The 12,197-nt window shown below is 52.1% G+C and carries 12 protein-coding genes; 4 read left to right on the plus strand and 8 right to left on the minus strand.

All coding sequences use genetic code 11. From position 1 onward, the window contains the following. The first annotated feature begins 21 nt into the window (after window positions 1-21). Window positions 22-237, plus strand: a complete 216-nt coding sequence (locus HU175_RS24120) for a hypothetical protein (protein ID WP_176569001.1) — start codon at window positions 22-24, stop codon at window positions 235-237. Further along, a complete protein-coding gene (locus tag HU175_RS24125; RefSeq protein WP_176569002.1) occupies window positions 227-679 on the plus strand; it encodes a type II toxin-antitoxin system VapC family toxin in 453 nt (150 codons plus the stop codon). Before HU175_RS24120 ends, HU175_RS24125 begins: the two co-directional genes overlap by 11 nt. 71 nt (window positions 680-750) lie before the next feature. Here the strand turns inward: HU175_RS24125 and HU175_RS24130 are convergent, their stop codons facing one another. The 6 genes from HU175_RS24130 to HU175_RS24155 all read right to left on the minus strand — a co-directional run bounded on the left by HU175_RS24130 (window position 751) and on the right by HU175_RS24155 (window position 7,791). After that, on the minus strand, window positions 751-1,749 hold the full coding sequence (locus HU175_RS24130) for a Hint domain-containing protein (RefSeq protein WP_176569003.1): 999 nt from the start codon (window positions 1,747-1,749) through the stop codon (window positions 751-753). 38 nt (window positions 1,750-1,787) lie between these two features. Next, window positions 1,788-3,359 carry a flavin monoamine oxidase family protein gene (locus HU175_RS24135; RefSeq protein ID WP_176569004.1) on the minus strand — a complete coding sequence of 524 codons (1,572 nt, stop codon included), beginning with the start codon at window positions 3,357-3,359 and terminating at the stop codon, window positions 1,788-1,790. Between the two features lie 80 nt (window positions 3,360-3,439). Further along, window positions 3,440-4,606: a pyridoxal phosphate-dependent aminotransferase gene (locus HU175_RS24140; RefSeq protein ID WP_176569005.1), complete on the minus strand. Its 1,167-nt coding sequence runs from the start codon at window positions 4,604-4,606 to the stop codon at window positions 3,440-3,442. A 175-nt stretch (window positions 4,607-4,781) separates the two neighbouring features. Further along, on the minus strand, window positions 4,782-5,744 hold the full coding sequence (locus HU175_RS24145; RefSeq protein WP_228724441.1) for a glycoside hydrolase family 43 protein: 963 nt from the start codon (window positions 5,742-5,744) through the stop codon (window positions 4,782-4,784). Window positions 5,745-5,815: 71 nt separating this feature from the next. Further along, the gene (locus HU175_RS24150; protein WP_176569007.1) at window positions 5,816-7,177 is read right to left on the minus strand and encodes a M20/M25/M40 family metallo-hydrolase; all 1,362 of its coding nucleotides are present in this window, start codon (window positions 7,175-7,177) and stop codon (window positions 5,816-5,818) included. A gap of 80 nt (window positions 7,178-7,257) precedes the next feature. Next, on the minus strand, window positions 7,258-7,791 hold the full coding sequence (locus HU175_RS24155; protein ID WP_176569008.1) for a hypothetical protein: 534 nt from the start codon (window positions 7,789-7,791) through the stop codon (window positions 7,258-7,260). 349 nt (window positions 7,792-8,140) lie between these two features. Here HU175_RS24155 and HU175_RS24160 point away from each other — a divergent pair, with 349 nt between their 5' ends. After that, window positions 8,141-9,526 (plus strand): cytochrome ubiquinol oxidase subunit I, encoded by a 1,386-nt coding sequence (locus tag HU175_RS24160; RefSeq protein ID WP_176569343.1) that lies wholly within the window; start codon window positions 8,141-8,143, stop codon window positions 9,524-9,526. A gap of 105 nt (window positions 9,527-9,631) precedes the next feature. After that, the gene (cydB, locus tag HU175_RS24165; protein WP_176569009.1) at window positions 9,632-10,666 is read left to right on the plus strand and encodes a cytochrome d ubiquinol oxidase subunit II; all 1,035 of its coding nucleotides are present in this window, start codon (window positions 9,632-9,634) and stop codon (window positions 10,664-10,666) included. Here the strand turns inward: cydB and nfi are convergent. Then, window positions 10,660-11,352 (minus strand): deoxyribonuclease V, encoded by a 693-nt coding sequence (nfi, locus tag HU175_RS24170; RefSeq protein WP_176569010.1) that lies wholly within the window; start codon window positions 11,350-11,352, stop codon window positions 10,660-10,662. The genes cydB and nfi overlap by 7 nt on opposite strands. A 12-nt stretch (window positions 11,353-11,364) precedes the next feature. After that, a complete protein-coding gene (locus HU175_RS24175) occupies window positions 11,365-11,988 on the minus strand; it encodes a hypothetical protein (RefSeq protein WP_176569011.1) in 624 nt (207 codons plus the stop codon). Between the last annotated feature and the right edge of the window lie 209 nt (window positions 11,989-12,197).

The raw sequence follows: 12,197 nt of genomic DNA on the forward strand, positions 1-12,197 counted from the left end.
TTTACGTAAACAAAGACTGCTATGGGAGCGATCCGACTCATTCAGAAACCTCAAAACGGCCAGATTACGTTTACTGTCCCGGACGACATGCGCGACGAGACAATTGTCATCGAATTTCATCCAGTGCGGGAAGATACATCGATGTCCTTGGCAGACTTAACAAATGAGTTCTTCAGTAAGCTTGAACGCAAAAAAATAGATTTCGACGAGTCTGATTTTAATGTCTATGAGCAGTAAAATCTTTCTCGATAGTTCAATCCTAGTGGAGAAAACCAAGGGCACTAAACCAGACCTGTTTGATTTTCTCTTTGCTTATCGTAGCCAGGATTTGTGCATCAATCAGACTGTTTTAAGCGAATACACTTTTTATCTACTCATTATTGAAGGAGGAAAAGCCCCCGTTACCCTGAAAAGAGACGCGGCTATTTCCTCAATCATTCGCGATCATAATCCTGTCAACTGGCTGAAAAGCATCACTTATCTGGAGCTGGACAATAGCATCATCACCGAATATCTTCGCCTGATGCAGCGGTACAACTTGTTGCCTAATGACGCGCTGATCCTGGCAACCTGTAAACTTCACGGTGTTACGTACCTGGCCAGTTACGATAATGATTTCGGTCCCGCCTGTGCAGGAGAAGAAATCAAACTCATTCAACAAATTGACGACCTTGACTGACTCCTGTTTTTTAAACGCAAAACGGCGGCAAAGAGCTTTCTCTGCCGCCGTTTTGTATTATGGATTAGGCCCTATTTATCAAGCACGACGGTTTCGCCGATCAGATAGGCGCCTGATTCGGTAACCAAGTTATAGACCTGCTTCGTTGACCGGACTGCTGCTTCGGTACGAACAACGTTGTAGGCGACTACGCCCTTAGCCGTTGCGTCATAACGATACAGCACATCACCCGCTTTAACGTCACCCAGTGCTTTGCGTCCAGCCGCCGTCAGAACGGGGTGATTCGCCGTTGCTTCCAGCAGGACAGGCGCTACTAATGCACTGCTCGTACCAGCCGTCAGTTCATTCATCGACGCTAGCCACACACCGGCCAGTTTGAACTCACCGGTATGAATTTCTACTTTCGTAACACGGGTTGGCGCCAGCGACTTCGTTTGGGCGTTGTAGCCTACTACTACATCACCAGCTTTTATGTCGCGGATTGCCTTCTCCGTGCCGTTGGGCATGGTAACGGGGGCATCAGCCGCGAAGCAGAAGTTATATTCCTCTTTTTTCTTGTCGCCATCTTCCGATTTGCCACCGCCACCGGCCATCAGGTTTGCCATTTCACGCGAGAGCACAAAACCCAGCGTCGACATCAGGCCGGGTTCTTTTTCACCCACGTATTTCAGATCGTCAATGTAGGCGTCCCATGCCTTTCGGTCGCCGTTCGCACCGGGAATAACAAACGGCTTTACCTCGTTAGTTTTGCCGTTCTGATAGATTGCCAGCAGGCCCAGATCTTTAGTGTCGGCTGCCGAAAAGATTTTGTAGAGATAAATTTTCCGGGTGATGCCATCGCTGTATGTGAAGACGTAAGCAGGACGTTCTTCGTAACGATCCAAAATAAAGCCGCCCGATTTGAAGTACGTATCTTTATCCAGGTTAGCAATCTTGATGGATTTAACCGCGTTTGCCTGCTCAAGCGTCATACCCGCCGACGCGGTTTGCGCCCATACCCGCTGGGTGCATAGCTGCGTAACGATCGCGCAGCAAACAAAACAGAAAATAGCAAGGAGGTTATTTTTCATGGAGTCTTAGTTATCTTAATCTAAAATCGTCAGGCTGGTTATTTCTTTGTGTACTCACCCACGCGCGCGTGAATTGATTCAACCGCCCGACGCGCCGAGGTCAGAGCCCCCGCCATCCAGGCCGTCAGGTACGTAGTGTGCTCTCCGGCGAAATATACGTTTCCGTCAGGTTCGAGCAGGGCTGGATAGTATTTTTTCCGGGTTGAATCATCGTAGGTAGCCCAGCCCCCTTCGTTGTGCGGAATCCGGTGCCAGGCCAGCGAGAATGAGTTCTCAAACTCAGCCGGATATTGCGGGTGAATTTTGGCACCTTGTGTCAGTGCCATCTTTTCCCGTTCGGCAATTGGTAACGCGCCCACGGCTTCACCGCGACTATAAAAATTGTAATAGCCAATCAGGACGCCCTTTTTACCCTGAAACCCGAACGATGGATACCAGATCTGATTGATGTCCATGTTGGTACGGGAGATGCCACCGTAAATCCAGTCGTCTTCCTCCCAGAAGCGTCGTTTGAATTGCAGACCGATTTTACCGGTTTTGATGTACGGCACAAAATCAGCCGCCCGTTTGATCGTGCCCGACAGATCCGAGTCCAGATTTTTCAGCATCGGTAGCGGTAAGGTGCACACGCAGAATTCTGCGGCTACTTCTACAGGTTTTCCATCTTTCTGGTACGTTACGTTTACGCCGTTTTCCGTTTTGCGGAGCTGCGTAACGGGCGCGTTGAACAGAATCTTACCCGTCAATTTTTTCTCCAGTGCCCGAGGGATCGCGTCCATCCCGCCAACCGGCTGCATCAGGGTAGTCTGCTGTTCGTAGATGTAATCGCCCACGTTGTAGAAGACAGGTTGCATGAAGCCGGAACGTAACAGATCAGTCAGGCCGTAAGGATCGGTCATTTCGCCGGGCAGTGTGCCGGCACCAGGCTCCATCTTACTTTTATAACCGCGCCGATTCGTGCCTTTGTAGAGGTGAGTTGTATTCAGATCGCCTTCGTTTTTCAGAAAGTCGACCAGTTTTTCAACATCTTCTTTAGTCAGTTGCTGATCCAGCGCCGACTGATCGAGGGCTTTGGCCAGTAGCTCGGACGTATAGCCGCGCATATCATTATGATACTCTTTGATACGCAGTCGGCGGTTGGCCAGATCACCCGTACCGCCATCGTTGTAGAGATATGCGGCTTCGTTGTTGCCGTTAAAGATTTCGAGCGGTACCCCCAGTTCGCGGCAATATTGCAGCGTCAGTTGGTGGTGATGGGGAATCCGGGCGGCCCCTCCGTTGAAGTAAAGGCCATTCTCGAACGAGCAGGTTTGGGGCGTTCCGCCGACTTCAGTTTCTTTTGTGCCGCCCCGGATGGTCCAGACACGGCCGCCCGAGCGGGAGCGGGCTTCTAGTACGGTGCAGTCGTAGCCTAGTTTACCCAGTTCGTAAGCCGTGGCCATACCGGCCAGTCCTGCGCCCAGAATAATCACTTTGCGGGCTTTTCCGTCGGCACTCCGACCATTGGCCGGTAAATCCAGCGCCGACGCCGGGGCCGGTTGTAACATCCCCCATGCCAGCAGGCTGGCATAGCTGGCACTCGTTGAATTGATAAAATCGCGTCTTGTCATAAAAAGAGGAAGGAGAAAAACGCGGGAAAGCAGCGGCCCGGTACAGCCTGCCAGGAATGTACCGGGCCGATCTTGTTTACTTACCCAACTACTTTCTTAAAGCTGTCGATAAACATGGCCATTTCGTCCATGGTACCAACGCTGACCCGGCAGAAGGGTTGCCCGTCGAATTCGCGGCCCTGAATACCAATTCCGTTCGCAAACATCTGGTTTGAGAAGGTCTTGGACTTCATCCGGATTGGAAAGAGAATAAAGTTGGCCGACGAGGGAATTACGTCGTAGCCCATATCGGTCAGGGCTTTCGTTGTGTAGGCACGTGCCTTGGCGTTTTCGGCCCGGCAGTGATTCTGCCACTCTTTGTCTTTGTAGCTGGCAATACCCGCCATCAGGGTTGTAATGCTTACCGCAAACTCACCATTGGTATAAGGCTTCAGGGCTTTCAGCACGTCAGGTGGAGCAATGGCATATCCCAGACGAAGACCAGCAAACCCGTGAATTTTAGAGAATGTACGCGCCAGAATCACGTTCTTCCCTTCAGCCACCAGCTTCCCCAGCTTAGGCCGTTCAGCAGGTTCGTAGAAATCAATATAAGCTTCGTCGATGAACACCGGCACTTTGGGCGATACCTCGCGGCAGAAGGCTTCCAGCTCGGCGGTCGGCAGGATCGTTCCCGTTGGGTTGTTCGGGTTAACGATGTATACCAGCTTTACATCGGGCGTTAACTTGGCCTTGATCGCTTCCAGATCGAAGGTATAATCTTTCTTCATAGGCAGGGCCACGATCTTGGCGCCAAACTTCTCGGCCCGGCTCAGCAGGTCGTCGTACGTCATGGCGCTTGTCAGAATTGTTCCGCCCCCTTTGGCATAGTAATCCGCTGCGGCCATCAGGATATCCGACGAGCCCGGCGACATCATGATCGTTTCGGGGCCTACCCCTTCGTCCGTAGCGATCAATTGCTTCAGTTGGCCAAATTCAGAAAAGGCGTAGCGGTTTCCGCTATCAGCTGCCTTAATGATGGCCTCTTTGGCACTGGGGGCAATACCGAGCGGATTTTCGTTAGCCAGCAACCGCGCCCGCAGTTTGGGCATTTCGGGGGGACTGACAAACTCAAATTCGTCCACAAAACTTGCTTGTGTCAACTCGTCCGGCGTAGCCGCCGACGAAGGTTCAAGTTGGCCTACTGTTAGACCGGCTGTTAACAGACCACTGGCCCGAAGCCATTCCCGGCGCGAAAGAGAGAAAGACATTTTAGTAGTTTTTGAACTTTATCGAGAGAAATTTCAACTTTTCGGCAAAGCAATAGTCTATCGACTACTACGTGGTGAAACTACGCTAAAATATCAATAAAACGGCAATTCATTTTGTGAATTGCCGTTTTATATTCCGCAAAAATAACGTATCACCAAATAATGAGTAGTCAGATCATCTTGCTTTGGCTTTTCCGATGGGTTCGGCTTTCACACCCTCTACTGTAATTTTTACCGGTTTAATCATACCCTGCTCGTCAAAGTACATGGGGTCGATACAGGTTTCGCGGTGGTTTCCATCCGTCTCAGTCAGCGGTCGACGGTGATACACAATATACCACCGATCAGTGCCCGGTACCTGGATAACGGAGTGGTGGCCGGCACCGGTAGCAACAGTCGGATCCTGCTGCAGTATTTTACCAACCCGCTTGAAAGGGCCAAACGGCGAATCGGCAATGGCGTAGGCAACGGAATAGTTAGGCCCCGTCCAGCCGCCTTCCGACCACATGAAGTAATACTTGCCGTTACGCATGAACATAAACGGCCCCTCGACGTAACTTTCCGGTGTGATTTCCCGGAACGTAGTACCATCGTCAAACGGAATGAAACCGGTAAAATCGGGCTTCAGCTTTGCGATATTGCAGTGACGCCAGCCGCCATAGATCATGTAGTACTGCCCGTCTTTGTCCTTAAACACAAACTGGTCGATGGGTTGCGCACCATTATGGAACTTGTCGATCAGCGGTTTGCCGAGGTGATCTTTAAACGGCCCTTCCGGCTTGTCGGCTACGGCGACGCCGATACCCCCTTTTTCTTTATCGTTCTGAATGTCATTCGCCCCGAAGAACAGGAAGTAACGCCCGTCTTTTTCCAGTACGGCGGGTGCCCACATCGCCCGTTTCGCCCATTTGATGGACGTAGTGTCGATAATGTTGCTGTGTTTGGTCCAGGTCACCAGATCAGGTGAGGAGAACGCATCCATATGCACCTGCTTTTCGTACGGAGCCGAATAGGTCGGGTAGACCCAGTACTTGTCCTTAAAAACAATGCCTTCCGGGTCGGCATACCAGCCGGGGAAAATTGGATTTCCACTTCGTTCTTTTTTTTCGGTCTGCTGTGCCAACGTCGGCAGCGTCATTCCGATGAGCAGCAGGCTAACCCACACTTTTTTCATAACTGATACGTAGTTGATTAAGGTCTTGTTTAAGATTAACGCAGGTTTGGTACAGGCAACACGGGCAAACTTTCATTTCCGTCTCCACTAACGGCCTGTACGGCGAAGTAGTAATTGTCTTTTGAGTATGGCAGCGTCATACCCAGTTTTGTCGTGAAGAACTTCTTCTGCCAGAATGGCCAGTACGTTTCGCGCATCAGGACGTAATATCCTTTCACGTTCCCGGCTTTAGGCGCCTGCCAGTAGAGCGCCGTCGAGTTGGTCAGGTTGCGTACATCTACGGTTACCTGCTGGGGAACGGCGGGGGCTTTGGCCAGGTTGGCCAACGTTGCCAGGTTAACGGCCGTGTTTTTGCGGAGATACTCAAAGTCCATGAACTTGGCATAGTCGCCAAACTCGGTGCCTTTTTCGGTACGCAGATCCTGGTGCTGGTGGTTGTAATTTTCGTTCATCTCGGTCATCCGAACGGCCGCAAATCCGCGCTGCACGTAAGGCGTATGATCGCCCCCACGCAGGTACCGATCGTTGCGGTACACCATCACTACGTCCAGGTTATCGACGTAGCGTTCACCAACTTCTTTCAGGTAGCGGGCCAGCGTACGGGCTTTACCGTCGTTTTCGTTACCAAACTGCCGAATCCGAGCAACACGTCCGGTTGTGTCGTTCACCAGGTTACCGGGTAGTCCCTCGCTGAAAACGCGCAGCCGGGTGTTGTCGATAATGTTGGTTTCGTTGCTGTTATTGCTGCCCATGATGTCGTTGTTCAGCACCGCTTCCAGATTCCACTTTTCCTTAACAGCCCGCTCGGCCAGGTGCTCAGCCCCCAGCAACCCCTGCTCCTCGCCCGTCAGCGTAACAAACACAACGGTCGCTGGAAAGGACGACTTGCTCATTACCCGGCACAGTTCGATCACGGCCGCCGTACCCGATCCGTCGTCATTGGCACCCGGCGCATCGGCCTCGCGGTTCATGACATTGGTTACGCGGCTGTCCATATGACCCTGTACAATGAAAATCCGATCATCACTGGGATCAGTACCTTTCAGCGTCGCCATAACGTTGCCCATGTCAGCAGGCTTGTCGATACGACGCCCGTCGGGTTGCAGGGTCCACGTATCGAGAGTGGCCGTCATGCGTCCCCCCGACTGCTTGGCGTACTGGTTGAATTTGCCCAGAATCCACTGCCGGGCGGCACCAATTCCTTTTTGTTTGTCCGACGTTGTACTCAGCGTATGCCGGGTTCCGAAGCTCACCAGACCGTTGACGTGCGCCCGCAGGCTATCGGCCGAGATCTGGCTAACCAGCTCGGCAATCTGCGGATCGCGGTTGACGGTAGTCTGGGCCAAAGCCGGGATAGTAGACGCAGCAAGCGCCAGCGATAGAAGTTGTTTTTTCATGAAGACGATAGTTGGGCTGGCGAAACTAACGAAAAAGCGCGGACAAGATGCCCGCGCCTATGGATTGACCGTCATACGTTTCAGAATTTCCAGGACACACCCGCGCCAATCGCTGCCTGCCCCGTTAGGGGTACGGGCGCCACGGATAAACCAACGCGCGGCTGCCGCAGTAATTCATTATAGCGCGTAACGGCTTTGTTAACATGACCGTTGGCCACCATCGCCAACGCTACGGAAGCGACTATCGATCCGCCATAAACGGTCCAGTAAACGCCCCCCCGCTGCCGGTCGAAAATGATGTACACCAGCGTAGCTACGGAGGTTAACCGGCTGATACTAGTTAGCGTCCGGAAGCTTTTAAAGTGATGGGTTACGATCGGATCATTGATCTCGAAAAACGGAATTTCGAGCGAATACGGCGACGAGAGTCGTTTGCCACCGTAGTAGTAAACACTACCAAATGCCGACGAACCATAGCCTCGCTCAATGGGTCGGAGGTGATCGGGAATGGGTTCGTTGCGGTAGTGGGACGTATCGTCAGAACGACGGCTCTGGGCCTGACCGCTCAGGAAACAGCCCAGCGAAAGAAGAACGATTAGTAACGTTGTACGCATAAACAGCAGATTTTGGCGACAAGGCCAGCTGGCTTGATGGCTTCCATAGCTTTACCGCGTTCAAAAGTACACAGGCCTGCATACTCCTGCTAACGCTCATCTGCTTTCAGCAGTACGTTCCTATTTATCGAACTAAACAGAAACCTTGTCTGGCCAGGCATTTTTGATGATACCCGCTGACCAATGAAACCGGCTGGTTTGGTGCAAAATATTCTGTTGCTGGACCCATTGAATCAGCATTCAGTCGTACCTTTCGCCCGATAGTTTGCTCGCCGAGCGTACCTGCTTTGCCGCTATCTGCGTAGTTCCTCTTTTCGACCTCGGCGACCTGTCCAGCTATCCCGCACGTATGGACAATGTTGAATTACTCTCCCGAATTCAGTTCGCGTTTACGATTGCTTTCCACTACATCTACCCGCCCCTGAGCATTGGCCTCGGCGTTTGTCTGGTCGTGATGGAAGGGCTTTATCTGAAAACCAAAAACAAGGTTTATGAAGAACTGACCCAGTTCTGGGTTAAAATTTTTGCCCTCATTTTCGGCATTGGCGTGGCAACGGGAATTGTCATGGAATTTGAGTTTGGCACCAACTGGGCTACCTACTCGCGCTACGTGGGTGACATTTTCGGGTCGGCGCTGGCGGCCGAAGGGATCTTTGCGTTCGCGCTGGAATCGGCCTTCCTGGGGATTCTGCTTTTCGGCTGGAACCGGGTCAGCCCCGGTGTGCACTTCATGGCGACAGTGCTGGTCGCGCTGGGTTCCATCTTCTCCGCTCTCTGGATCGTTATTGCCAACTCCTGGCAGCAAACGCCTTCGGGCTACCGCATCGAAGGCGAAGGTATGGAAGCCCGCGCCATCGTAACCGACTTCTGGGCGATGGTCTTCAATCCGTCGTCGATCGAACGATATTCGCACGTATTGATCGGTGCCTTTCTGGCGGGATCCTTCCTGGTACTGAGCGTCAGCGCCTGGTACATCCGAAAAGGTGAGTATCTGGTTCACGCAAAAGCTGCCTTCCGGATTGCACTCTGGGTAGCGACTGTATCAGCGCTGGGCCAGTTATTTACCGGTCACAAATCGGCGGAAGTCGTTACCGAACACCAGCCCGCGAAACTCGCAGCGATGGAAGGTCACTTCGAAAAATCGGCCCCGGCCGATATGTACCTGATGGGCTGGGTCGATGCGAAAACTCAAACGACAACAGGCCTCAAAATCCCCGGCGGACTTTCCTTTCTGGTGCACCAGGATTTCCAGAAGCCCATTCCCGGTTTGAACAGCATCGCTCCCGAGAATCGTCCGACCGCCGTCAATTTCGTCTTTCAGACGTATCACCTGATGGTAGCTATCGGTATGGCAATCATTGGCCTGACTCTGTTCAGCATGTTTCTGCTCTACAAGGGCAAACTCTTCCAGACGCGCTGGCTGATGACGGTGTTTGTATTTTCAGTGCTGCTGCCTCAGATCGCTAATCAGGTCGGTTGGTACACCGCCGAAGTAGGGCGTCAGCCCTGGGTTGTATATGGGTTGTTACGTACGTCCGATGCCTTGTCGCAGGCCGTCAAAGCGGAGCACGTCCTGACCTCCCTGATCATGTTCACACTGATTTACCTGATGCTGTTTCTCTTGTTTCTTTATCTGCTCAACAAGAAAATTCAGCACGGCCCCGACATAAGTAACGATCAGGACGAAACGACCTCCCGCATGAATCCGTCGCTGTCACCAATTCTTAATGAGTGAAAGAGCGAAAGACAGAAAGAGCGAAATATCCTTCCGGTTGGTTATCGCTCTTTGCTGTCTCACTCATTCACTCATTCACTCTCTCACTCTTTCGCTCTTTATCTCATGGATACAGTTCTTGGTATAAATCTTCCGACCTGGTGGTTTTTGCTGATTGGCGCGCTGATCAGTGGTTATGGCATTCTTGATGGTTTTGACCTGGGTGCGGGTGCCGTGCACTTATTTTTTCGCAAAGAAGAAAGTCGCCGGATTGCGCTCAACGCCATTGGTCCCGTTTGGGATGGCAACGAAGTATGGCTTGTCATCGGCGCAGGTGCCCTGTTTGCCGCTTTCCCAATGGTGTACGGCACCATTCTGTCAGTGTTCTACCTGCCGTTCATGCTATTCCTGATGGCCATTATTTTCCGGGCTATTTCCATCGAGTTCCGAAGTAAGGAGGAGATGGCCTGGTGGCGTAAAATGTGGGACATCAGCTATTCTGTATCCAGCATTGTCATTTCCCTACTGCTGGGGCTGATTCTGGGCAACCTGATTCAGGGGATTCCGCTGAATGCCAACCATGAGTTTGTCGGGCGGCTCCGGGATTTTTTCAACCCCTACGCGATCCTGACGGCGGTTACGGTACTGGCTTTATTTTCTATGCACGGAGCCATGTACCTGATCATGAAAACGGAGGATCGGATCTACGCTCGGCTGACCATCATTGCCAATAACGCCAGTAAGTTCTTTATTCTGTGCTTCATGGCAACCTCGTTGGCCACGCTGATTTACGTACCGCACATGACTGCTATTTTCAAATCCCACCCGGAGTTGTTTGTACTTCCGCTGGCTGCGGTACTGATTGTGCTGAACATTCGTCGGAGTATTGAAAAGCGTCAGTACGCGCGAGGGTTTGCCTCATCAGCCATCACGACTGCGTTGCTGCTGATTCTATTTGCCATGGGACTTTACCCGAATCTGGTTTTATCGAGCATTGACCCACGCGGCCATATCAGCATCTATCACGCAGCCTCGTCCGACGGATCGTTACGTACCATGCTTTTGTTTGCTGCCATCGGTATGCCGCTGGTAGCGACCTACACCATTTTTATGTTCTGGACGTTCCGGGGAAAAGTAAAACTGGAAAAGCACAGTTACTGATTAGCCTCTTTCTCTCCCCGACGTAGTGCGTTGACTAGGTTGTGCGCCCGGCGGGTTGGTTCAGGAATGCGGTAGCCGCCGTTGCATTGTAGCGTCAGGGCGATGGCGGTTTCCAGATCAATCAGGTGGCCGGGCGATACGTAGACGGGGTTTACGTTGTTCTTAGTCCGCAACGCAGCGCCGACGACCTCGCCGTAGTGCCGCATGGGCGACCAACTACCACGTTCCGGCGCTGGCTCGTCGTATTTACCCACCAGCACCGACTTGCCGCAGCCAAACGCAGGTCGGTTCAAAAACAGGCCGCCGTGGGAAGCGATGCCAATCCGGCGGGGGTGGGCCGTACCGTGGCCGTCGAACATGACCACATCGGGTTCGACGGTTAGTTTTTGCCAGGCTTCAAGCAGGGCCGGAATTTCACGGAAAGAAAGCAGACCCGGAATGTAAGGAAACGGCGCGGTGCTGACAACACCCGACTCGGCAATAGTTTCCAATGTATCGAGCCGCAGCACGACGATACCCGCGTAGACCGTTTCTTCGAATTTGTTGAAGGAAATATCGCAGCCCGCAATCGTTTCGGGTGTTTTCGTCAGCGGTTCAATCCGTATCTGCGTGCGGAGTTGCTGCTGCAACGCTACCGCTTCGGCCGGCGATACATTCCAGTCGTGAAGCGCCTGATAGTGCGCCATGGAAATAGGTCGTTAATACACAATCTTCACCCGAATCTGGTGAGGAGCTGGCTGGTTGCCGCCAAAGTAAAGACCCGTCTTGTAGGCAAATGTTTTGCCGTGCGTGAACGCAATGGGTTTGCCACCCATAATCTGGTACAGCTTCCGGTCGTAATCGACTTTAATCGTCAATTGCGTAGGCTGGTTGATCGGCGTTTCAGCAATTTTGAACGATGTCAGCTGCCCATTGATGTATACGTAAGCGCCCAGGTCGATCCGTTGGCGTTGCGGATTCCAGCGCCAGCCAATCCGAACCCCGTCGATCTGATGCGGAGGTACGCCACTGGTAATGTCGTCGGTGCTCGAACCCACAAAGCCCAGCCCGATCACCTTGTTCCAGTCCTGCTCGTCAACGGCGCCAATGTCATAAATACAGGTACTGTCAAACGTAACGGTAGCCGATAATTCGGTAGGTTTTAAGTCGACTCCAACTTTACGTTTGGGCAGCGGTTCATGGTCACCCGCTTCAATCGTCACCCATTCGGGGTTGGAGACGAGGAAATCCGGAATACAGGCATTCATCAGAAAAATCAGACTGGCAAGCAGCGAAGTCGTAATGAGGAGCGAGTGCCGGTAAGAGTGGCGATAATGACGCATGGGAGAAAAACAATCAACTAATTCTACTGCGAATAACGCTGTAAATCAGATAGGTTATTGTTCCGATGGGTAAAATGTTATCTACCAGCCTGGGGCCGGGGGCTTGCTCACGCTGCTACCTATTCAGCTTCTTTCCTGTTGATTTTTAGATACTTCAGACTAAAAATCGGTATAAACTGAGCAACTTTTTCTACTTTTAGTTTCGCTAC

The organism is Spirosoma sp. KUDC1026 (assembly GCF_013375035.1).
Taxonomy (GTDB): Bacteria; Bacteroidota; Bacteroidia; order Cytophagales; family Spirosomataceae; genus Spirosoma.